Origin of the sequence: Burkholderia singularis (assembly GCF_900176645.1) — a bacterium.
GTDB lineage: Bacteria > Pseudomonadota > Gammaproteobacteria > Burkholderiales > Burkholderiaceae > Burkholderia > Burkholderia singularis.
The window spans coordinates 110931-133488 of sequence record NZ_FXAN01000050.1 but is presented as its reverse complement, the minus strand read 5'-3'; the positions used below and the strand labels follow the sequence as shown (position 1 = coordinate 133488).

Sequence of the window (22558 nt, the reverse complement as noted above, 5' to 3'; positions counted from 1 at the left end):
ACGTACTCCATGGGGCAGAGGGGCGTGCGGCCGGGTTTACATCAATCGCCACGGTCCGCTCGCCTGGTTGTCGATCAGCGGCCATGCGCGCGAGTCGGGCAACTCGTAATGCCACCATTCGCTCGCGATGTGCGTGAAACCGGCGGCATGCATCACGCCGAGCAGCAGCAGCCGGTTGCGCTGCACGGATTCGGGCAGGCCGTCGTGGAAATGATTCGATGTGTTGATCATTTCGTCGAAGTCCGTGCCCATATCGAGCGCGGCGCCGTTCGCGTCGACGAGCGTCAGGTCGAGCGCGGTGCCGCGGCTGTGATTCGAGCCGCGTTCGAGGTCCGCGACATAATCCGGATCGGGCAGGAAGTCCCATAACACCTGCTGCGCTTGCGGCGGCCGGTAAGCGTCGTAAATGCGCAGCCTCAAGCCGAGTTGAGCGGCAATCGCGACTGCGCGGCGCAGCGCGGCTTCGGCGGGTTCGAGCAGCAGGCAGTGCGCACGTTGGTAGATCGGCCGGCCGGTCAGGTTGCGTGCGCTCGCGTAGACGAGGTCGATGTCGATGCCGTGTGTGTGCGGCTTGATTTCGACGAGCCGATGGGCGCAGGTGTCAACGGACGGCTTCATGGTTCGAATTGATCGAATTCGCGCTGCAGTTCGCGATTGCGCTCGACGCGTGCGTCGAGCGCGCTGCCAAGCCGATCGACTACCGCGCTGATCAACAGATTGAACAGGCAGGTGAGCGGCGCGAGCGAATCCCAGAACAGGCCGACGTCGGTTTTCACCTGCAGCAGATCGCAGCGCAGTTCGCGCGCCCATGGGCAGTAGACGTCGGTGACGAGCGCGAAGCGCAGCCCGCGCGCGGCGGCCGCTTCGCAATAGCGTCGCGCGATGCGCGAATACGCGCGGATGTCGGTGACGATGCAATAAGGATCGGTGAAACCGGAGTTCAGCGAATCGACATACGAGCCGGACATGCCATCTGAGTAGAAGACGCGCGGCCGCAGATATTCGAGATAACTGTGCAGGGCATTGCTGATTCCACGTGTAGATTGAATGCCGAGAATGAAGACTGCTTCCGCATGCGCGATGCGATCGGCGATTTGCGCGAACGCCGGCGTGCGCGCGAGTTCGTATACGTGGCCGATTGCGTCGAGTTCGCGCGCGAGCGCGTCGTCGAGGTGGGCGGCTGGCGAGGCGGCAGGCGAAGCCTCGCGCGCCGCAAACGGCGCAGGCGCGCCGCGGCCGTGCGCGGGCACGCCCGTCACGCGCCGGTATTCGTCGAGGCGATCGGTGATCATCCACGGGCGTTCGGATATGCCACGCAGTTCGCGCTTCAGATCATCGAGGTTGCGATAGCCGACACTGCGCAGAAAGCGCCCCACCGAAATGCCGCTCGTCCCGGTCTGCCGAGCGATCTGGTCGGCGCTTTCGAGGCCGAGCCGCTCCAGATTGGCCAGCATGTAGCTCGCAATGCGCTTGGCGGTGGGCGTCAGCTCGGCAAAGCGGGTTTCGACGGTCTGAACGAAAGCGGACGGCATCGGGCGTTTGAACGGTGGTCTGTTGGATCGTTGTCGTTTGGTTGTGCGTTGTCATCGATCTAACAAAGACAAAAACCTGCGTGCCAGTTTATAAAATAAATAGAGATAAAATATCGAATAGCTGGAAATTATCCGTTGCCGCACGAAACGGCGCCGATGCGCCCTCGCATTGGCCGGCCGGCGGCCTGCTCCGGCCGCCGGCTGCGGCCACGCTCACTTCTTCAGCGTCCGGTACGACACGAGATCGTTGATCGGTCCGATTTCCGGCCCGGTCACGCCGGGGCGCGTGGCGACTTGCACGACCTTCTCGAACATGATCACGAACGGCGAGTTCGCGAGCACAGCCTTCTGCAACGCCTCGTAGCGCTGCGCGCGCTTTGTGGCTGACGGCTCGGCAAGCGCCGCATCGGTCTGCGCGGTGAGTTGCGCGATGTCCCAGCTATTGCGCCAAGCGAGCAGCTTGTACTTTGCGTTGTCCGAATTGTCCGGATTCCATGCGAAGCCGCGCGCATTGCTGTTCGGGTCCATGTAGTCGGGCGACCACTCGCCGATGAAGATATCGTGCGCGCGTGCGCGATATTTGCCGATCGCCTGCTTCGCGTCGCCGGGGATCAGCTTCACGACGATTCCGGCTTTCGCGAAATTCGCCTGCAGCGCCTGCGCGATCTCGATGTACGGGTAATCGTTGGGCATGTCCATCGTCACGGCGAAGCCGTTCGGCAGCCCGGCTTTCGCGAGCAGCGCTTTCGCCTTCGCGACGTCCTGCCGGTACGGGTTCGCGTTTAGCGAACCGAGAAAGCCCTCCGGCAGGAACGTCTGGTGGACTTTGTACGTCGTGCCAACGATGTTGCGCTGGATGCCGTCGTAATCGACGAGCCACTTCATCGCTTCCTGTACGCCGGGTTTCGCGAGATTGGGATTCTTCGTGTTCAGGCTCAGATAGAGCAGCGCCGATACCGGCCACGACGCCACTTGGATCTTGCCGGCCTTCGTCAGGGCCGCGAGGCTGTCCGGGCTCAGATTGCGCGCCGCGTCGACGTCGCCGTTCTCGAGCAGCAGCCGTTGCGCGGAGGCTTCCGGTACATGGCGCAGCACGATGCGCTTCATTGGATACGGCGTGCGGTAGCCTTCGAAGCGCTGCAATACGAGGCTTTCGTTTGGCGTCCATTTGACGAGCTGATACGGGCCGGAGCCCGCATCGGCATTTTTCAGCCAGCCATTGCCGAGGTCGCCGTTCTTTTCGTGCGACAGCAGCAGCTTCTTGTCGACGATCGATGCCGGATCGGCGCTCAGCACGTTGAGCACGAAGCTCGGCGCGTACCGGTGCGTGGTTTCGATCGAGACGGTTTGATCGTCGATGCGCTGGATCTTTTGCGCGACGTTGTCTTTGGTGAGGCCGAGATCGGCGAGCACGCCGGCCGGTCCCTTGTCGAGCAGCACGGTGCGGCGCAGCGACCACGCCACATCGTCGGCCGTCACCGGATTGCCCGAATGGAACTTGAGACCGGGCCGCAGCTTGAACGTAAAGGTCGTGCCGTTGGCGCCGACGCTCCACGACTGCGCGATCCGGCCTTCGAACTTGGACGGATCGCGCAGATCGACGCGAACCAGCCGTTCGTAGGTATTCGCGACATATTCGGACGGCACCAGCTCATAGATCTCGGCCGGATCGAGCGTCGTGAATTCGCCGAGCTGCGTGGCGATCACGAAGATGCCGGGCGGGGTGGCGGCGTGAGCGCAGAACACGGGCGCGAGCGAAAGCGCGCCGAGCGCGGCGCCGATGGCGAGCTTGGACAGCAAATGCTTCATCGATGCTCCGTCAGAAAAAGAACGAACCCGATTTTCGCATTACGGGCCGGAATCCAGAAATCGGCGATGCCACGCCGCGTCGCTGCGTGGCAGCCGCGCGGCGGCGACCCGGTCACGCCCGCGCCGCCCCGAGGATTACAAACTTAAAGGGAATCAGATTAATTCATTAACCCATCTTGACAAATCATTTAATTTTTCTGGTGATTTGTATTTAACTTGCGTTGCGGAACATTTGATTGAAAGAAAATCGAATGATTAATCCGTTGGGTTTTATTTCCAAATTAGAATCGATGAAGAGGATTCGATGAAAAATCTATCCCGGCGCAAAATGCTTGCGCACACGGCCGGCGCGGTCGCCGCCGCCGGCATTGCCGTGTCCGCCAAGGCCGCTTCGTTCGGCAATCCCGACAGACCGCCCGAGGGCGCGGTCAATACACGCAGTCCGCAGAGCCTGACCGATCCCGGTCCGAAAAATCAGGCGTTGATGGGGCAATTCCCGTCGTTTCAAGATCCGCCGGCAACCGATATAAACGGAATGCCATTATTCTGGGCGTCTTTCAATAATGCACATAAACGGATTCAAAACGGCGGTTGGGCGCGTGAAGTCACGCAGGACGATTTTGCAATTTCCGAAACCATTTCCGGCGTCAATATGCGCTTGACGCGCGGCGGCATTCGCGAAATGCATTGGCATCAGCAGGCGGAATGGGCGTTCATGCTCGACGGCCGCTGCCGGATCACCGTGCTCGACGAGCAGGGGCGGCCATCGGTGCAGGACGTCAAGACGGGCGATCTCTGGTATTTCCCGCCCGGCCTGCCGCATTCGCTGCAAGGGCTTGGCGTCGATGGCGCGGAGTTTTTGCTCGCATTCGACAATGGTCGGGCGTCCGAATTCAACACGCTGCTCGTTACCGACTGGATCGCGCACACGCCGCCGGACGTGCTCGCGCTGAACTTCGGCGTGCCCGCCGATGCGTTCAAGCAGATCCCGCTCGACAACCTTTGGATCTTCCAGGGCGACGATCCGGGGCCGCTTGCCGATGCGCAGCGGGCGTCGGCGTCGTCTCGGGGTGTGCCGAGGCAGCCGTTCGTCTTCTCGATGGGCGACATGAAGCCGAATGTGCAGACGCGCGGCGGCGAAGTGCGGATCGTCGACAGCACGAACTTCAACGTGTCGAAGACGGTGGCGGCCGCGCTCGTCACCGTGCGGCCGGGCGGCATGCGCGAACTGCACTGGCACCCGAACGCGGACGAGTGGCAGTACTACATACAGGGCAAAGCGCGGATGACGGTGTTCGATACCGGTCCGAAGGCGCAAACGGCCGATTTTCGCGCGGGCGACGTCGGTTATGTGAAAAAGAGCCTGGGGCATTACGTGCAGAACACCGGCCAAACCGATCTCGTGTTCCTCGAAATCTTCAAGGCCGATCACTACGCGGAGGTGTCACTGTCCGACTGGCTTGCGCATACGCCGCCGAAGCTCGTCGAGGCGCATCTGAATCTCGCCCCGGACGTGATCGCACGCATCCCGCGCAACCGGCCGGACGTGGTGCCGATTTGAACGCGACGGCCCGGCGCGGCGGCGACGAGCCGAGATCGGCGCGTGACAGCCGCTGTGCCGGCCACATTGCGAATCCAATATTCGAACGGACTTCACTATGCCATCCACTCCCGCATCGCCGGCATCCGCCGGCGATTTCCCGATGCCCGGCGCGGCGACGTCACGCACGATCAGCGCGGCGCGCGATGCGCTCGACGGGCGGCGCAAAGGCCTGTCGGCCGTGCTGCCGTTCGTTGGGCCGGCCGTGATCGCGTCGATCGGCTACATGGACCCCGGCAATTTCGCGACCAACATCCAGGCGGGTGCCGCCTACGGTTACACGCTGCTGTGGGTCGTGCTGCTCGCGAATGTGATTGCGATGGCGTTTCAAGCGATGTCGGCGAAGCTCGGCATCGTGACGGGGCGCAACCTGGCCGAGCTGTGCCGCGAGCACTTTCCGCGGCCGGTGGTCTGGGGGATGTGGGCGGCGTCTGAAATCGCCGCGATGGCGACCGATCTTGCCGAATTTCTCGGCGGCGCGCTCGCATTCGGCCTGCTGCTTCATTTGCCGCTCCTCGCCGGCATGGCCGCGACGGCGGTGCTGACCGGCGCGATCCTGACGCTCGAGAAGCGCGGGTTCCGGCCGCTCGAGGCGGCGATCGCGGCGCTCGTCGGCGTGATTGGCGTGAGCTATCTCGGCGAGTTGCTGATCGCGCCGCAGAACTGGCATGCCGCTGCCTATCATCTCGTCGTGCCGCAACTGCGCGACGGCGCCGCGCTGACGATCGCGGTCGGCATCATCGGCGCGACGATCATGCCGCACACGCTGTATCTGCACTCTGGTCTCACGCAACGGCGCACGACGCCGCGCGATGACCGCGAGCGCCGTCTGTTGTTGCGCTTTTCGAACTGCGAGGTAGCTGTCGCACTGGGCATTGCCGGCTTCGTCAATATCGCGATGGTGATGATGGCATCGTCGGCATTTCACGCGACGATGCCCGGCATGACCGACATCGGCGACGCCTATCACACGCTGATCCCGCTGCTCGGGCCGGCCGCCGGCGCGCTTTTTCTCGTCGCGCTGTTTGCGTCGGGCGTGTCCAGCTCGGTGGTCGGCACGCTCGCGGGGCAGGTCGTGATGCAGGGCTTCCTGCGCCGCCAAGTGCCGATCTGGGTGCGCCGTGCCGTGACGATCCTGCCCGCGTTCGCGGTGGTTGCGCTTGGTTGCGACGTCACGCATGCGATGGTGCTGAGTCAGGTCGTGCTGAGTTTCGTATTGCCGCTGCCGATGGTTGCGTTGATGCTGCTGTCGAGCCGGCGCGACGTGCTCGGCGAGTATGCGCTGCGTGCGCCGATGATCGCGGCCGCTGGCGTGGCGAGCGCGGTAATCGTCGGCTTGAACGGGTATCTGGTCTGGGTGGCGCTCGGTTGACGCGGCGGTGAGTGGGGGAATAGCGAACCGGCATTGATTGTGCGGGGTTTGTGAGCGCTGGAGGCCGGTAATTCGCTGCATGGCGGGCACTCGCCGTCTGCGGTGTTCCAGCCTGATTCTGCGGGACTGCTGCGCAAGCGCGGCCCGGGCGGCGGCGCTTGCAATTCTCGTCACGCCGCTTGCGGCGCGACCGTGCGGGCCGATCGATGCATCAGCACCGGGATCGACTTCGAGGTCGGGGTATTGCAGACGTCGCCAACGCTGTCGAGCGGCACGAGCGGATTGGTTTCCGGATAGTACGCACCGAGACAGCCGCGCGGAATGTCATACGCAACGAGCAGGAAACCTTCGACGCGCCGTTCGATGCCGTCGTCCCACACCGTTTCGAGATCGACGCGTTCGCCCGCCTCGAAACCGAGCATCGCGAGATCCTCAGGATTCGCGAATACCACGCGCCGCTGCCCGAACACGCCGCGATAGCGGTCGTCGAGTGCGTAGATCGTGGTGTTGTACTGATCGTGCGAGCGCGTCGTCATCAGCGTCATCAAGCGCTTGCCGTGGCGCGCGCGGGCGCGCTGGATCGGCGTGTCGGCGGGCAGCGGATGGACGATGAAATTCGCTCGGCCGGTGGGCGTCAGCCATTCGCGCTCGCGCGATTCGATTCGCAGATGAAAGCCACCTGGCCGGGCGATCCGCGCGTTGTAATCGTCGAAGCCGGCAATGGCGGCTTCGATCGCGTCGCGGATCTTCGCGTAATCGTTCATGTAGCCGAGCCAGTCGATCGCGCCTTCGCTGCCGAACAGCGCGTCGCCGAGCCGCGCGACGATCGCGGTCTCCGACAGCAGGTTCGGCGACGCCGGTTTGTTCATCCCATACGACACGTGCACCATGCTCATCGAATCCTCGACCGTCACGCCTTGAGCGACGCCGTTCTGCATGTCGATCTCGGTGCGCCCGAGCGTCGGCAGGATCAGCGCGTTGCGGCCGTGAACGAGATGGCTGCGGTTGAGTTTGGTCGTGATATGGACGGTCAGGTCGCAGTTGCGCAAACCTTGCCAGGTGCGCGGCGTGTCCGGCGTCGCCATCGCGAAGTTGCCGCCGAGCCCGATGAACACGTCGATGCGGCCGTCGAGCATTGCCTCGATGGTTTCGACGACGTCGTAGCCGTGCTCGCGCGGCGGCTCGAAGCCGAATACGCGGCCGAGCCGCGTGAGGAAGGCCGCGCTCGGCTTTTCCTCGATGCCGACCGTGCGATTGCCCTGGACGTTCGAATGTCCGCGCACGGGGCACAGGCCGGCGCCGGGGCGGCCGATATTGCCGCGCATCATCATCAGGTTCGATAGCATCTGCACGGTGGCCACCGAATGTTTGTGCTGAGTGAGACCCATGCCCCACGTCGCGATCACGCGCTTGCCGCGTGCGTAGACTTGCGCGAGCGCATCGATCTGTTCATATCGCACGCCGCTTTGCGCGCTTAGCGCGGCCCAGTCCTGCGCGCGCAGATCCGCGGCGAACGCGTCGAAGCCGTGCGTATGCGCGGCGATGAACTCCACGTCGAGCACGCGCGCGCCGCCGCGCTCGCGCGCGGCATCGTCAAGTTCGAGCACACGTTTGGCGACTCCCTTGATCAGCGCGAAATCGCCGCCGATCGACGGCTGCACGAACATCGACGCGATCGGCGTGCTAGACATCGTCAACATTTCCGCCGGATGTTGCGGGCTCGCGAAGCGTTCGAGTCCGCGCTCCCGAAGCGGATTGATCGATACGATCGCCGCGCCTCGCCGCGCGCATTCACGCAGTTCACCCAGCATTCGCGGATGGTTGGTCGCGGGATTTTGGCCGAAGATCAGCAGCGTATCGGCCTGCTCGAAATCGTCGAGCGTGACGGTGCCCTTGCCGACGCCGACCGTCGCCGGCAGCCCGCGGCTCGTTGCCTCGTGGCACATGTTCGAGCAATCGGGGAAATTGTTCGTGCCGTAGCGCCGCCCGAGAAGCTGATAGAGAAACGCGGCCTCGTTGCTTGCGCGACCCGACGTGTAGAATGCCGCGCGATTCGGATCGTCCAGCGCGCGCAGATGCCGCGCGATCAGCGCGAACGCGTCATCCCATGCAATCGGCGCGTAGCAGTCGGTTGCGGCGTCGTAAATCATCGGGTCGGTGAGCCGCCCGTGCTGCTCGAGTTCGTAATCGGATTGCGCGAGCAGCGACGTGACGGTGTGCTCGGCGAAGAATGCCGGCGTCACGCGCTTCGCGGTCGCTTCGGCCGCAACGGCCTTCACGCCGTTCTCGCAGAATTCGAAGGTCGACGCGTGCTCACGGTCGGGCCACGCGCAGCCGGGACAGTCGAAGCCGTCCGGCTGGTTCTGGCGCAGCAGCGTGCGGTAATTGACGCCCGGCACTTTTTCCTTGATCAGGTTGATCGCGACGTATTTGAGCGCGCCCCAACCACCGGCCGGATGGGCATACGGTTCGATGCGTGCGTCGGAGTCCTTGCTTTTCATGAAGAGCGGATCGAATGGCAACGAGTCAAGCGTACGCGTGCGGCGGCGCCTACAGCGGCACACCTCGTTCGAAAGAAAAAGAGTACAGTCTGTGTTTTTGGCAAAATTTGACGGAAAACTGTACTTCATCGAAGCGATGAATCGACCATCGAAAAGCAACGCGAAGCGTTACGAACAGCTTGCGGACGAGATCGACGCGATGATCCGGCGCGGCGTCTACCGGCCCGGCGAGCGCATTGCGTCGGTGCGGCAGGCAAGCCGCCAGCACGGGCTCAGCATGACGACCGTGGTGCGCGCGTACCTGGTGCTCGAAAGTCGCGGCGCGATCGAGAGCCGCCCGCAATCCGGCTATTTCGTGCGTGCGCGTGCGGATGCGGCGGTGCTCGAGCTGCGCGCGTCGGCGCCCGATGCCGCGCCGTCGGCCGTCGACGTGAGCCGGCTCGTGTTGTCGACGTTGCGCTCGATCGCGCGCGACGACGCGGTGCCGCTCGGCTCGCCGTACCCGGATTCGACACCGTTCCCGTCGCAGCGCATCGCGCGGCATGCCCATGCGATCGCGCTGCGCCGTACCCGATGGGGCGTGATCGACGATCTGCCGCCCGGTAACCCGGCGCTCGTCAGGCAGATCGCGCGCCGTTACCTGGAGCATGGCCTCGCGCTCGATCCGCACGAGATCGTCGTGACGATCGGCGCGACCGAGGCGATCAACCTGTGCTTGCAGGCGGTCGCGAAGCCGGGCGATACGATCGCGGTCGAATCGCCGACGTTCTATGCGCTGCTGCATGCGATCGGGCGGCTCGGGATGCGTGCGGTCGAAGTCGCGACGCATCCGGGCGACGGGATCGACCTCGATGCGCTCGCACGGCTGCTCGAGCGCGAGCGCATTGCCGCCTGCATGGTGATGCCGAACTTCCAGAATCCGTTAGGGTTCCTGATGCCCGATGCACGCAAGCGCGCGCTCGTCGATCTGCTCGCGCGGCACGACGTGCCGGTAATCGAGAGCGACGTCTATCACGAGCTGTACTACGGCGACACGCGCCCGAGCACGTTAAAGGCGTTCGATACGCGCGGGCTTGTGCTGCATTGCGCGTCGTTCTCGAAAAGCCTGTCGCCTGCCTATCGGGTGGGCTGGACGATGCCGGGGCGTTATCGCGATCAGGTCGAAAAACTGAAATTCCTCAATACGCTTGCGACGCCCGCTATCGATCAGCTTGCGATCGCCGAGTATCTGCAGCACGGCGGCTATGATCGTCACCTGCGCCGCATTCGCAAGCTGTATGCGCAACAGGCGGGCCTGATGGCGGCGATGGTGCGGCGCTTCTTTCCCGATGGCACGCGGTTGTCGCAACCGAAGGGCGGCTACGTGCTGTGGGTCGAACTGCCGCGCGACGTCGACGCGATGGAGTTGTACCGGCTTGCGCTCGCGCAGCGGATCACGATCGGCCCGGGACACATGTTTTCGACGTCGGATGCGTATCGGCATTTCATCCGGCTGAATTACAGCTATCGTTGGTCGCCGCAGATCGAAGAGGCGATCAAGACGCTCGGCAGGCTGGCGGCCGCCTGTGCGCGGCGATGACGGGCAGACGAAAAAAGGCCAGGCGATGGATGCGAATCGTGAACATGACGGCGGCTCTGGCGGGCACGCGCATTTAAGCGAAGAAAGTGATGGGCAGGCAGGCGGCGACACACTCGATCCAGCGATCGTCGCGGTACTGTTGCGGCTGCGCGAGGCCGCTGTCGAGACGCCCGGCGGAGCGTGGTCGCTTGCGAAGCTCAGCAAGCGTGCGCGCTTGCCGATGAGCGCGTTGCGGCGCGCGCTGACCCAGCTCGATGCGGCGGGCCTGACGCAAACGCTGATGCGTGACGACGCAACGGGCCGCGCCGTGCTGACCGCGCTGGGGCGCGAGTTGAGCGACGCGCTGGCCGAGCAGTGAGCGACGCACGCAGCCGGACCATGCGTGCGGCCCACGTCGCGCGGGCCGCACGCATGGCGGGCGGCTTACCTCAGAACCACCGCTTGTAACGCCGCACGTAGAAGGTCTTCACGGTCTGCGCGAGCGCGATATAGCCGGCCATCGTCGCGACGAGCCACAGCCAGTAGCTGCCCGGCAGTTGCGTGAAGCCGAGCGCACCCGCGAACGGCGAGAACGGCAGCCAGCAGCCGATCGCGATCGCAATGGCCGTCGACAGCAGCACCGGCAGGGCGGCGGTGCTTTGCAGGAACGGAATTTTCTGCGTGCGCAACAAATGCACGACGAGCGTTTGCGACACCAGACTCTCGATGAACCAGCCCGAGTTCATCATGATCTGGCCGCCCGCGCCGCCTTGCGCATGATATATCGCACCCGCGCCGAACACGGTCCACATCAGCACGTAGGTCGTGATGTCGAAGACGGACGAGGTCGGCCCGATCCACAGCATGAAGCGCCCGATGTTGTTCGCCTCCCACTTGCGCGGCTTCTTCAGGAATTCGGGGTCCATACGATCCCACGGCAGCAGCATTTGCGACGTGTCGTAGATCAGGTTGAGCACGAGCAATTGTGCGGCGAGCATTGGCTCCCACGGCAAAAACGCACTTGCGACCAGCACCGAGAGCACATTGCCGAAATTCGAGCTGGCGGTCATGTTCAGATATTTGAGGATGTTGCCGAACGTCTCGCGCCCTTTGATCACGCCTTCCTCGAGCACCATCAGACTCTTTTCGAGCAGGATGATATCGGCGGTTTCCTTCGCGATGTCCGCGCCGCTATCGACCGAGATACCTACGTCGGCGTCGCGCAATGCGGGTGCATCGTTGATGCCGTCGCCGAGAAAGCCGACAGTGTGGCCGTTCGCCTGCAGTGCCTGGACGATGCGCGCTTTCTGCAGCGGCGTAAGTTTCGCGAACACCGTGGTTCGTTCAGCGGCCGCTTTGAGTGCGTCGTCGTCGAGCACGTCGATTTCCGTGCCCACGAGCGGTCGGCCCGGCGCGAGGCCGACCTGGCGGCAGACGTTCAGCGTGACGCTCGGATTGTCGCCCGTCAGCACCTTGAGCGCCACGCCGTTCTCGCTCAATGCGGCGAGCGCCGGCGCGGCCGAATCCTTCGGCGGATCGAGAAAGGTGAGCAAACCGCGAATCACGAGATCGCGCTCGTCCGAGTTCCGGTACTGCTCGCGCTCGTCGCCGGGTGCGATCGTGCGGGTGGCGACGATCAGCACGCGAAAGCCGTCCTCGGCGTATGAGTTCGCGTGCGCGAGCAGCCGCTTGCGCCGGGCGGCGTCCAGCGGATGCTCGCCGCTGTCGTCCTGCACATGCGACGACACGGCAAGCATCTCCTCGACCGCGCCCTTGCAGATCAGCAGATGCGCGCCGCGCGTATCCTCGACGACGACCGACAGCCGCCGCCGCACGAAATCGAACGGCAGCTCGTCGATCTTCCGGTAGTCATGGGGTTTTGCGCGCTCGCCGATCTGGTTCGCACGATTGACGATCGCGATGTCGATCAGGTTCTTCTGGCCGCTTTGATGAAAGCTGTTCAGCCAGGCCAGGCGCAGCACGTCCTCGTGCTTGCGGCCGCATACGTCGAGATGATGCTCGAGGATGATTTTGTCCTGCGTGAGCGTGCCGGTCTTGTCCGTGCAGAGCACGTCCATCGCCCCGAAGTTCTGCACCGAGTTCAGCCGCTTGACGACGACCTTGCGCCGCGCCATCGCGACCGCGCCGCGCGCGAGATTCGCGCTGACGATCATCGGCAGCATCTCCGGCGTGAGGCCGACTGCCACTGCGAGTGCGAAGGTGAGCGCGCTCAGCCAATCGCCTTTGGTGAGGCCGTTGATCGCGAAAACGATCGGCACCATCACGAACATGAAGCGGATCAGCAGCCAGCTCACGCTCGATACGCCGCGATCGAAGCTCGTTTCGATACGCTTGTGGCTGACGACGTTTTTCGCCAGCGCGCCGAAATACGTGTCGGGGCCGGTGGCGACGACTACCGCGCTTGCCGTGCCGCTCACGACGTTCGTGCCCATGAAGCACACGTTGGACAATTCGAGCAGCGAGCCGGGTTGCGTATCGCCGCCGGGCATCTCAAGCGTCGCGCATTTCTGCGCGACCGCGCCGAGCGTGTCGTACTTCTCGACGGGAAGTGCTTCGCCGGTGAGGGCCGCCTGACTGATAAACAAATCGCGTGATGCAATCAGGCGCACGTCGGCGGGAATCATGTCGCCGGCCGACAGATGCACGATGTCGCCGGCGACGACCTCTTGCATCGGCACATCCTGCTTGACGGGTTCGGCTGCATCGTCGGACCAGCGCTGAACGGTCGCCGTCGTGCGGACCATCGCCTTGAGCTTTTCGGCGGCGCGCAGCGAGCGGAATTCCTGAACGAAACGCAGCAGTGCGCTGATCGTCACCATCGTCAGCAAGATCGTGATGCCCACGTAATCGCGATCGTCCGGCGCGGCGAAATAGATGTCGGTGAAAAAACTGATCGCGGCGAGCGCGAGCAGCACGTAGACGAACGGATTGTGAAACGACTGCACAAGCTGACGGCTCCAATGAGGAGGTCTGTCGTGCGCGATTTCATTCGGGCCGTCCAGCAGCAGCCGATTCGCGGCGTCGGCCGCGGTGAGGCCGTGCGCGCTTGTGCGCAGATTCTTCAAGGTATCGTCGAGCGATTGCGCGGCTGCTTGCGCGATGCGCATCGAAGGGTGGCCGTTGGCGTTGTTGCGTGCGCCGTAATTCAGGAAGCCGCGCTGTTTGCGTTTCGATGGGATGGTTTGTTTCATTGGACGCTCCGTTTGCCGCGCGCGGCAAGCGGAAAGCGCCCGCGTTATCGACGAACGAGCGCGTCCCGCCGCTTCGCGCCGCGCGCGTTCGGCTGAATGGCAAAGAGATAGGGAAGGCCCGCCGGCGCAGGCGACGCGACGCGTGCGTCGCGCGTCGCCGCACCGGCGAGTGGTAATCGGCTACTGTCGTCTTCTTCCATCCGGACTCCTATCGATGGTTGGCTTGGCGCGATCGCGCATCGGCGATCGACGTGGCACGGCACGCAGCGCAATTAAGCGTGCGAAGCGGCGTGCAAGCAATGGCGCGCATGGCGGCGGCCATACGCGTGCGGGCGAACGCGTGCCGGCGCGCGAGAGCGCGGGCATGGTTCATTCAAGAAATCGTCGCGGGAAAGTCGGGCCGCAATGGCCTGAAAGACGCCGCATCCTGCTGGCCGGGATGCGGCAGAAGCGGGGGGCTCTGCGCGAATGCCTCAGTCAGCAGTCGAGCCGGTGCGGGACCGACTACAACTCGCATCGGGGTTCACGGAACGCTCCAGATATTAAGACGGGGCGATGGTAATGGGTCGGTGTGCGAAGCGTCAAGTTTTTTACGGCCGGTTGACGTGTGGGCTGTGGACCGCTTGCGAACGTGGCGCGGGGCTCGGCGGCGGCGTGACCGCCGGGCGCGGTGTGACGCACGCAGATATGCGTTGGCCGCGGCGTGCATTGTCCGTCATGGGGTTGCGGATGCAACGGCCTGCCCCGCATCGACGATTCCGGCGCCCGGCACACGGGCGAGACACGGCGCGCTTGCCGCAGACGCCCGTGCGGTGCGCGTGAGCTTCTGCGCGATTTGCGCGGGCGTCAGCGCTGGATTGGCCGCGAGCATCAGCGCAGCAACGCCCGCAACCTGCGGCGCGGCGAAACTCGTGCCGGTGCGCGCGCTGTAGGTGTCTTGAGCCGGCGCTGTCGTGCCTGTGTTGGACGTCGACAGAATATCCGTGCCCGGCGCGCTCAACGTGACATATGCGCCGAAGTTGCTGTACCACGCGCGCAGGCCGGTGTGGTCGGTCGCACCGACTGCGATCACGCCTTTGCAGTTTGCCGGACGATCGAGCGTCGTCGAGCGGCCGTCGTTGCCGGCTGCGACGATGACAGTCGCGCGTTGCGCGGTCACGTCGTCGATTGATGGAAGGCGGGATCGGTCGGCGTTGCATGGGCGAACACGCGGCGATTCGGCTCCGCGTAGGCGACATCCGGATCGGATGCGAATGCTTGCGCAAGCGTATCGGCAGTGTCGGCATTCAGTTTTTGTCCGAGTGCGATCAGCAGCGCGCCGTCGGAGATCGTGCGCTCGGCCTGCATCGAGCCCGATGCGCTTCGTTGTGCGTAGGCGGACACGGCTCCCTGTTTGCCGCTCCATCGTGCGGCAACCCGCCGGATAACGGCGTCGATGCGCACCGCGCTGCCCGCCTCGGCCAGGATGTGCGCCCCCGCGGGCGCGGCAGCCGCTTCGCGCAGCTTGACGATCAGATGATCGACGCTCGCGGGTGCACGCTCGCTCGCCCGCGCAACCGATGTGCTGTGGGCATTCGACGGGGCTTGCGTGGCGGTGCAAGAGGCCGCCGTATTCGGCGGGGCGGCTTGAGAGGGAGGCGAGGGCGCCGGCGTGGAGGCGGGCATGGGCGCAGGTATGAAAGGAGCCGGCATCGGTTGTGCTGCCGGCGACGGGGTGGTGCTTCCGTCGCCGCCTCCGCAGCCGGATAGCGCGCCGAGGAGGCACAGCGAGACGGCGCCGGCGAATGCGTGGGGTTGACCGGGCCGCGTCTTGTGGGCTTGGTTGCGGGTTCGATTCATGACGCCTGGGTTATCGCTGGGGCTGCACGGGTTGGTTCGGGCTCCTCGTGATCGGCGCGGATTCGTCCGATTGGGGCTTTGAGGCGGGTAACGGCAGGGATCGGGATTTCTTGATGGCGCAACGGCAGATATTGCCGATCGAGACGACCCGGCGCCGTAGAAACTGCTTGGTCGCGGCGTATACCGGACAGATCGATGGCCGAGTATTTTTGGATCGCATTACGATCGGTTTTCGTTCACCCTCTCAGGAGGCAATCATGGGCGTCCGATTGAATTTGCAATGGATCGCGGCTGCCGTTGTTTGCGTCGCGGCGGGCGCGGCGCATGCGCAGGAATTGGCCGGCACGCTGAAGAAGATCAAGGAGACGGGCGTTGTCGGGCTCGGCATTCGCGAATCGTCGGTGCCGTTCTCCTATTCGGACAACCAACAGAAGAACATCGGCTATTCGCGCGACATCGCGGCGAAGATCATCGACGAGATCAAGCGGCAGTTGAAACTGCCGGCGCTTATCGTCAAGGAGATTCCGATCACGTCGCAGAACCGCATTGCGCTGGTACAGAACGGCACGATCGATTTCGAATGCGGATCGACGACGAACACGCTCGAGCGGCAGAAGCAGGCGGCGTTCTCGAACAGTATTTTCTTGTACGGCATTCGCTTCAGTACCCGCAAGGATTCGGGCATCAAGGATTTCGGCGATCTGGCGGGCAAGACCGTCGCGACGACGGCCGGCACCTCCGACGAGCGGCTGCTGCGCAAGCTCAACGAAGACAAGGCGATGAACATGACGATCATCAGCGCGAAGGATCACGCGGAAGCGTTCATGAACGTGACGACGGGGCGGGCGGTGGCGTTCGTGATGGACGAGCCGCTGTTGTATGGCGAACTGGCCAAGGAGAAGAACCCGTCCGCGTACCAGGTGACGGGCACGCCGCTCGTTCACGAGAACTACGCATGCATGATGCGCAGGGATGATCCCGCATTCAAGCAATTGATCGACGCGGTGATTGCGAGGATGCAGACCTCCGGCGATGCCGAAAAACTCTACGACAAATGGTTTACGCAGCCGATCCCGCCACGTGGGCTGAATCTCAATTATCCGTTGTCACCGGAAATGCGGGCGCTTTTCCGCAGCCCGAGCGATCGTGCGCAGTACTGAACTGCGCAGGCCGTCGCCGGGATTTGCTCTTGATGGGACTGCCGGAATAGTGCAATACGCTGATACGAAATAACTTCTTGCTAGAAACGCAAAAACGGCTAGAACTCATATTGTTGCAAAAAACTGTCGATATTTAGATCGCTGGAGGGGATTGTTCAAATCGCGGCGAGCGCGTACATTTCGAGTCCGCATCGAAGTTTGAGAAATATCAAGATAGGTTTTCCCGTATTCGGTGTAAGAGAGAAGGAACAATGAACAACGACATCACCCCCCATACGCGTCGCTTGGACGACGCCGCCGGGCCTGCCGCGGGCGGGCTCACCCGGCGCCAATGGCTGCAAGGCGCGCTGGCGCTGACGGCGGCGAGCCTCGCCGGCTCGCTGACGTTGCGGGCGCTGGCCGATACGCCGAGCAAGGCGCCCCTCGACGCGTTCATGACGTTGTCCGAAGCATTGACGGGCAAGACCGGGCTCGATCGCACCGTCGGCGAACGGTTGCTGGCGGCGTTGCAAAAGGGTTCGCTGTCGTTCGGCGATCAGTTGCCGAAGCTTGCGGGCGCGCTCGCATCGAATGCGCTCACCGCCGAGCAGGAAGCTGTCGCGCTGAAGATCCCGGAGGCGTGGTACACCGGGCTCGTCGACAACACGGTGATCACCTATGAGGACGCGCTGATGTTCAGCGTCGTGTCCGATACGCTGGTGGTCCGCTCTTACTGCCCCAACAAGCCCGGATTCTGGGCCGACAAACCGATCGAGAGGCAAGCCTGATGGCCGATACACAACAAGCCGATGTCGTCGTGGTCGGCTCGGGCGTCGCGGGCGCGATTGTCGCCCATCAGCTCGCGTTGGCGGGCAAGTCGGTGATTTTGCTGGAAGCGGGCCCGCGGCTGCCGCGCGGCGAGATCGTCGAACGCTTTCGCAACCAGGCAGACAAGATGGATTTCATGGCGCCGTATCCGTCGACGGCGTGGGCGCCGCATCCGGAATACGGTCCGCCGAACGATTACCTGGTATTGAAAGGCGAGCACAAGTTCAACTCGCAGTACATCCGTGCCGTGGGCGGCACGACGTGGCACTGGGCCGCGTCGGCATGGCGCTTCCTGCCGAACGACTTCAAGGTGAAGACGGTGTACGGCGTGGGCCGCGATTGGCCGCTGCAGTACGACGATCTTGAGCACTACTATCAGCGCGCGGAGGAAGAGCTGGGCGTCTGGGGGCCGGGGCCGGAAGAGAACCTGGGCTCGCCGCGCAGCCAGCCGTACCCGATGCCGCCGCTGCCGCTGTCGTACAACGAGCGGACGATCAAGACGGCGTTGAACGCGCACGATGCGTCTTTCCATGTGGTGACGGAGCCGGTGGCGCGCAATAGCCGGCCATACGACGGCCGGCCGACCTGTTGCGGCAACAACAACTGCATGCCGATCTGCCCGATCGGCGCGATGTACAACGGGATCGTGCACGTCGAGAAGGCGGAGCGCGCGGGCGCGAAGCTGATCGAGAACGCGGTGGTCCACAAGCTCGAAGTGGGCGCGCAGAAGAAGATCACGGCGGCGCTGTACAAGGATCCGCAGGGTGTCGAGCACCGCGTCGAGGGCAAATACTTCGTGCTGGCGGCCAACGGGATCGAGACGCCGAAGCTGATGCTGATGTCGACGAGCCATGATTTCCCGAGCGGCGTGGGCAACAGCTCCGACATGGTGGGCCGCAATCTGATGGACCACCCCGGCACCGGCGTGTCGTTCTATGCGAGCGAGAAGCTGTGGCCGGGCCGTGGCCCGCAGGAAATGACCTCGCTGATCGGTTTTCGCGACGGCGCGTTCCGTGCGACGCAGGCAGGGAAGAAAATCCATTTGTCGAACCTGTCGCGGATCGATCAGGAAACGCAGAAGATTTTCAAGAGCGGCAAGCTGATCAAACCGGCCGAACTGGATGCGCAGATCCGCGACCGTTCGGCGCGCTACGTGCAGTTCGACTGCTTCCACGAGATCCTGCCGCAGCCGGAGAACCGGATCGTGCCGAGCAGGAGCGCGACGGATGCGATCGGCATCGCGCGCCCGGAGATCACTTACCGGATCGACGATTACGTGAAGCGCGGCGCCGTGCATACGCGCGAGGTATACGCGACGGCGGCCAAGGTGCTGGGCGGCACGGACGTGGTGTTCAACGACGAATTCTCGCCGAACAACCACATCACGGGCGCGACGATCATGGGCGCGGACCCTCGCGATTCGGTGGTCGACAAGGACTGCCGAACGTTTGATCACGCGAACCTGTTCATCTCGAGCAGCGCGACGATGCCGACGGTGGGCACGGTGAACGTGACGCTGACGATCGCGGCATTGGCGCTGCGGATTTCGGACCAGTTGAAGAAGGAAATCTGACGTGCTGAAACATACTCTTTCCTTCGTGCTGGCTGGCTGCTTCGCATGGCCGGGGTTGTCGAGCGCAGCGGGCGCGTCGTCGCCGGCGGCAGCCGCGCCGGCCGCTGCCGCAGTCGCGCCGGCGGCAGCCGCGTCGGGCGACGCGGCGCTCGTCGAGCGGGGCCGCTACCTGGCGGTCGCGGGCGACTGCATGGCTTGTCACACTGCAAAGGGCGGCAAGCCGTTTGCGGGCGGGCTGCCGATGCCGGTGCCGATGCTTGGCAAGATCTATACGAGCAACATCACGCCGGACGCGGACAACGGCATCGGCAAGTGGACGCTCGAGGATTTCGAGCGCGCGGTGCGTCATGGCGTGTCCAAGAACGGCGACAATCTGTATCCGGCAATGCCTTACGTGTCGTATGCGAAGGTCAGTGACGACGACGTGAAGGCGCTGTATGCGTATTTCATGCACGGCGTCGAGCCGGTCAAGCAGGCGCCGCCGAGCAACGAGATTCCGTGGCCGCTCAATATGCGCTGGCCGTTGAAGATCTGGAACGCGCTGTTCCTGAAGGACGGTCCGTATCAGCCCAAGCCGAATCAGAGTGTCGAGTGGAATCGCGGCGCGTACCTGGTGCAGGGGCTCGCGCATTGCGGGACGTGCCACACGGCGCGCGGCGTGACCATGCAGGAGAAGTCGCTGGACGAGACGGGCGGCAGTTTCCTGTCGGGCTCGGTGCTGGCCGGCTGGGAGGGCTACAACATCACGTCGGACCGGAACGCGGGGATCGGCGATTGGACGCAGCCGCAACTCGTCCAGTACCTGCGCACGGGCAGCGTGCCGGGTCTGGCACAGGCAGCGGGCCCGATGGCCGAGGCGATCGAGCACAGCTTCTCGCGAATGACGGACGCGGACCTCGGCGCGATCGCGACGTATATCCGCACGGTGCCGGCGGTGAGCGACGGCAGCAAGCAGTCGCGCTCGTCATGGGGCAAGCCGACGAACGACGGCGTGAAGTTACGCGGCGTCGCGCTGTCGTCGGCGGGTGTCGATCCGGCGCGGCTTTACCTGGGTAACTGCGCGACATGCCACCAGATGCGCGGCAAGGGCACGCCGGACGGTTACTATCCGCCGCTGTTCCACAATTCGGCGGTGGGCGCGTCGAATCCGACGAATCTGGTGCAGGTGATTCTGCACGGCGTGCAGCGCAAGGCGGGCAGCGAGGATGTCGGGATGCCTGCATTCGGCTACGAACTGTCGGATGCGCAGATCGCCGCGCTCACGAACTACGTGACCCAGCAGTTCGGCAATCCGGGCGCGAAGCAGGTGACCGATCAGGATGTCGCGAAGCTGCGCGCCGCGCGGTAACGTTCGCATTCGGCGCGCTGAACCAGCCGCGCGACGAGCCGCCGGGCGCCGGCCCGGCGGCTGGAAGAATCTGGGCAAGGGGGCACGCTTGCGCTGTCAGCGTCGCCGCCCGTGCGAACGGTCAACGTGCCCATGATTCCCCGTTTGCTGCAATGTGCCGCATAGGCCGGCGGTGCCGTCCGGACATATCCGTCGGCACTGGCCCGACTATTGTTGCGATCGCCGGCGGCACGGTAATGCCGATTGGCCGCGAGCCCTTTGCCGACCGGCAGACTCGTCGCGAGCGGCGGTAACGCAAGGTCGTGCGGGCCGTATCCATGCCGATGCCGCCGCATGGACACCGGGCTTCGCATGAGCGAAACCATCAGCGGTTAAACCGTCGGCAGTGGCGAACGACTGCGCGGGACCGCAAAGCCTGTTTTTCACGGGGTTATCGTTGATTTATTGAGTTTTTGACTCTATTCTTCGCCCCTTTCGTCCGGGTTGGGCAGGCGGGCGCGGATGTCGGCGTCTGTCGGCAGACGTGCGTCGGGCGGCGCGTGGTGTGCCATAGAGAAAAGTTTATCGAGATGTTCAGAACAATACGCTGGGTTGTAACGGGTTTGGTGGTTTCGTTGACTGCGCTGTCCGCGCAGGCGGCCGAGACGAAGAAGATGGATGTGCTGCTGGTGGGCGGCGGGATCATGAGTTCGACGCTCGGCGTGTGGTTGCATGAACTGCAGCCCGATTGGTCGATGATGATGGTCGAGCGGCTCGACGGTGTTGCGCAGGAGAGTTCGAACGGCTGGAACAATGCCGGCACCGGCCATTCCGCGCTGGCGGAACTCAACTACACGCCCGAAAAGCCGGACGGCTCGATTGATATTTCGAAGGCGGTCGAAATCAACGAGGCGTTCCAGGTATCGCGCCAGTTCTGGGCGTGGCAGGTGAAGAACGGCGTGCTGAAGAACCCGCGCTCGTTTATCAACTCGACGCCGCATATGAGCTTCGTCTGGGGCGACGACAATGTCCGCTATCTGAAGAAGCGCTACGAAGCATTGCAGGCGAGCCCGCTGTTCCGTGGCATGCAGTATTCCGAGGACTACGAACAGATCAAGAAGTGGGTGCCGCTGATGATGGAGGGTCGCGATCCGAAGCAGAAAATCGCGGCCACCTGGACTCCGATCGGTACCGACGTGAACTTTGGCGAGATCACGCGCCAGTTCGTCGCCTATTTGCAGAGCCAGCCGAATTTCGCGCTGTCGCTGTCGAGCGAGGTGCGCGAGATCAAGCGCAACGTCGACGGCACGTGGCATGTGGCTTACGTAGACACGAAGACGGGCGGCGACGGGCGGAGCGTCGATGCAAAGTTCGTATTCATTGGCGCGGGCGGTGGCGCGCTGCGGCTGCTGCAGGCGTCGGGCATTCCCGAGGCGAAGGATTATGGCGCGTTCCCGGTCGGCGGCTCGTTTCTCGTGACGGACAATCCCGATATCGTGCGCCGGCATCTCGCGAAGGCTTATGGCAAGGCGTCGGTCGGCTCGCCGCCGATGTCGGTGCCGCATCTCGACACGCGGATCATCGACGGTAGGAAAATCATCCTGTTCGGGCCGTTCGCGACATTCTCGACGAAATTTCTGAAGCAGGGCTCATATTTCGACCTGCTCAAGAGCGCCAATATGCACAACGTAATGCCGATGATGCATGTGGGCGTCGACGAGTTCGCGCTCGTCGAATATCTCGCGGGGCAGTTGATGTTATCCGATGACGACCGCTTCAACGCGCTGAAGGAGTATTTCCCGAATGCGAAGAAGGAAGACTGGCGCTTGTGGCAGGCTGGCCAGCGCGTGCAGATCATCAAGCGCGATAGCGGCAAGGGCGGCGTGCTGAAGCTCGGCACCGAGATCGTCAGTGCCAAGGACGGCAGCATCGCGGGTTTGCTCGGAGCATCGCCGGGCGCGTCGACCGCCGCGCCGATCATGCTGAGCCTGTTGCAAAAAGTGTTCAAGGACAGAGTCGCGACGCCGGCATGGCAGGACAAGCTTCGTCAAATCGTGCCCAGCTACGGGACGAAGCTCAACGACGATCCGGCCAAGGTCTACCGGGAGTGGGTCGAAACGAGCGAGGTGCTGCAACTCGTGCCGCCGCCGCAGATCGACTTGAGTGCGCCTTCGCCGCGCGCGGCCGTGCCGGTTGCGCCGCGCCCCGCGAAAGCGGCGCAGGATATGGCGCTGTAACCGCAACGGCGCTCGCGAAGCGCTCAGTTCC

General features: G+C 63.8%; 15 protein-coding genes and 1 pseudogene. 9 read left to right on the top strand and 7 right to left on the bottom strand.

All coding sequences use genetic code 11. The features are described from left to right. Positions 1-36 precede the first annotated feature (36 nt). From ddpX to BSIN_RS10525, 3 genes are all read right to left on the bottom strand, one after another. Complete coding sequence (gene ddpX / locus BSIN_RS10535) at positions 37-618, bottom strand: D-alanyl-D-alanine dipeptidase (RefSeq protein ID WP_089340446.1); 582 nt, start codon at positions 616-618, stop codon at positions 37-39. Continuing rightward, the gene (gene sapR / locus BSIN_RS10530; protein ID WP_089340445.1) at positions 615-1532 is read right to left on the bottom strand and encodes a sap1 transcriptional regulator SapR; all 918 of its coding nucleotides are present in this window, start codon (positions 1530-1532) and stop codon (positions 615-617) included. The genes ddpX and sapR overlap by 4 nt, the downstream gene beginning before the upstream one ends. A gap of 213 nt (positions 1533-1745) precedes the next feature. Further along, the gene (locus BSIN_RS10525; protein WP_089340444.1) at positions 1746-3341 is read right to left on the bottom strand and encodes an ABC transporter substrate-binding protein; all 1596 of its coding nucleotides are present in this window, start codon (positions 3339-3341) and stop codon (positions 1746-1748) included. A 304-nt stretch (positions 3342-3645) separates the two neighbouring features. Here BSIN_RS10525 and BSIN_RS10520 point away from each other — a divergent pair, with 304 nt between their 5' ends. Both BSIN_RS10520 and BSIN_RS10515 read left to right on the top strand, forming a co-directional pair. After that, a complete protein-coding gene (locus BSIN_RS10520) occupies positions 3646-4902 on the top strand; it encodes an oxalate decarboxylase family bicupin (RefSeq protein WP_089340443.1) in 1257 nt (418 codons plus the stop codon). A gap of 97 nt (positions 4903-4999) precedes the next feature. Continuing rightward, a complete protein-coding gene (locus BSIN_RS10515; protein WP_089340442.1) occupies positions 5000-6313 on the top strand; it encodes an Nramp family divalent metal transporter in 1314 nt (437 codons plus the stop codon). Between the two features lie 170 nt (positions 6314-6483). Here BSIN_RS10515 and BSIN_RS10510 read toward each other — a convergent pair whose 3' ends face one another. Then, positions 6484-8814 carry an FdhF/YdeP family oxidoreductase gene (locus tag BSIN_RS10510; RefSeq protein WP_089340441.1) on the bottom strand — a complete coding sequence of 777 codons (2331 nt, stop codon included), beginning with the start codon at positions 8812-8814 and terminating at the stop codon, positions 6484-6486. A 136-nt stretch (positions 8815-8950) separates the two neighbouring features. On the opposite strand from BSIN_RS10510, the gene BSIN_RS10505 reads away from it, so the two are divergent. Together BSIN_RS10505 and BSIN_RS10500 are read left to right on the top strand one after the other, a co-directional pair. Next, a complete protein-coding gene (locus BSIN_RS10505) occupies positions 8951-10393 on the top strand; it encodes an aminotransferase-like domain-containing protein (RefSeq protein WP_089340467.1) in 1443 nt (480 codons plus the stop codon). Positions 10394-10418: 25 nt separating this feature from the next. Next, positions 10419-10751 carry a hypothetical protein gene (locus tag BSIN_RS10500; RefSeq protein WP_089340466.1) on the top strand — a complete coding sequence of 111 codons (333 nt, stop codon included), beginning with the start codon at positions 10419-10421 and terminating at the stop codon, positions 10749-10751. A gap of 70 nt (positions 10752-10821) precedes the next feature. On the opposite strand, the gene mgtA is transcribed toward BSIN_RS10500, so the two are convergent. The 3 genes and pseudogenes from mgtA to BSIN_RS26885 form a co-directional block, all read right to left on the bottom strand. After that, positions 10822-13584, bottom strand: a complete 2763-nt coding sequence (gene mgtA, locus BSIN_RS10495; RefSeq protein WP_089340440.1) for a magnesium-translocating P-type ATPase — start codon at positions 13582-13584, stop codon at positions 10822-10824. Positions 13585-14299: 715 nt separating this feature from the next. After that, positions 14300-14755: pseudogene (locus BSIN_RS26890) on the bottom strand (S8 family serine peptidase); the annotation flags it as partial. Beyond that, entirely contained in the window at positions 14740-15249 is a 510-nt protein-coding gene (locus BSIN_RS26885; protein WP_440245143.1) for a hypothetical protein, read from the bottom strand. The pseudogene BSIN_RS26890 and the gene BSIN_RS26885, both read right to left, overlap by 16 nt. Positions 15250-15680: 431 nt before the next feature. Between BSIN_RS26885 and BSIN_RS10485 the strand changes: the two genes are divergently transcribed. The 5 genes from BSIN_RS10485 (at position 15681) to mqo (ending at position 22527) form a co-directional block, all read left to right on the top strand. Beyond that, positions 15681-16583, top strand: a complete 903-nt coding sequence (locus BSIN_RS10485; RefSeq protein WP_089340439.1) for a glutamate/aspartate ABC transporter substrate-binding protein — start codon at positions 15681-15683, stop codon at positions 16581-16583. Between the two features lie 251 nt (positions 16584-16834). Further along, positions 16835-17350: a sugar dehydrogenase complex small subunit gene (locus tag BSIN_RS10480; protein WP_089340438.1), complete on the top strand. Its 516-nt coding sequence runs from the start codon at positions 16835-16837 to the stop codon at positions 17348-17350. Next, positions 17350-18963, top strand: a complete 1614-nt coding sequence (locus BSIN_RS10475; RefSeq protein ID WP_089340437.1) for a GMC family oxidoreductase — start codon at positions 17350-17352, stop codon at positions 18961-18963. The genes BSIN_RS10480 and BSIN_RS10475 overlap by 1 nt, the downstream gene beginning before the upstream one ends. A 1-nt stretch (position 18964) precedes the next feature. Next, a complete protein-coding gene (locus BSIN_RS10470; protein WP_089340436.1) occupies positions 18965-20311 on the top strand; it encodes a cytochrome c in 1347 nt (448 codons plus the stop codon). 569 nt (positions 20312-20880) lie between these two features. Further along, a complete protein-coding gene (mqo, locus tag BSIN_RS10460) occupies positions 20881-22527 on the top strand; it encodes a malate dehydrogenase (quinone) (protein WP_089340434.1) in 1647 nt (548 codons plus the stop codon). Positions 22528-22558 lie beyond the last annotated feature (31 nt).

Coding starts and splice junctions, on each gene's coding strand:
- ddpX (WP_089340446.1), bottom strand. CDS start 618: ATGAAGCCGTCCGTTGACACCTGCGCCCATCGGCTCGTCGAAATCAAG.
- sapR (WP_089340445.1), bottom strand. CDS start 1,532: ATGCCGTCCGCTTTCGTTCAGACCGTCGAAACCCGCTTTGCCGAGCTG.
- BSIN_RS10525 (WP_089340444.1), bottom strand. CDS start 3,341: ATGAAGCATTTGCTGTCCAAGCTCGCCATCGGCGCCGCGCTCGGCGCG.
- BSIN_RS10520 (WP_089340443.1), top strand. CDS start 3,646: ATGAAAAATCTATCCCGGCGCAAAATGCTTGCGCACACGGCCGGCGCG.
- BSIN_RS10515 (WP_089340442.1), top strand. CDS start 5,000: ATGCCATCCACTCCCGCATCGCCGGCATCCGCCGGCGATTTCCCGATG.
- BSIN_RS10510 (WP_089340441.1), bottom strand. CDS start 8,814: ATGAAAAGCAAGGACTCCGACGCACGCATCGAACCGTATGCCCATCCG.
- BSIN_RS10505 (WP_089340467.1), top strand. CDS start 8,951: ATGAATCGACCATCGAAAAGCAACGCGAAGCGTTACGAACAGCTTGCG.
- BSIN_RS10500 (WP_089340466.1), top strand. CDS start 10,419: ATGGATGCGAATCGTGAACATGACGGCGGCTCTGGCGGGCACGCGCAT.
- mgtA (WP_089340440.1), bottom strand. CDS start 13,584: ATGAAACAAACCATCCCATCGAAACGCAAACAGCGCGGCTTCCTGAAT.
- BSIN_RS26885 (WP_440245143.1), bottom strand. CDS start 15,249: ATGCCCGCCTCCACGCCGGCGCCCTCGCCTCCCTCTCAAGCCGCCCCG.
- BSIN_RS10485 (WP_089340439.1), top strand. CDS start 15,681: ATGGGCGTCCGATTGAATTTGCAATGGATCGCGGCTGCCGTTGTTTGC.
- BSIN_RS10480 (WP_089340438.1), top strand. CDS start 16,835: ATGAACAACGACATCACCCCCCATACGCGTCGCTTGGACGACGCCGCC.
- BSIN_RS10475 (WP_089340437.1), top strand. CDS start 17,350: ATGGCCGATACACAACAAGCCGATGTCGTCGTGGTCGGCTCGGGCGTC.
- mqo (WP_089340434.1), top strand. CDS start 20,881: ATGTTCAGAACAATACGCTGGGTTGTAACGGGTTTGGTGGTTTCGTTG.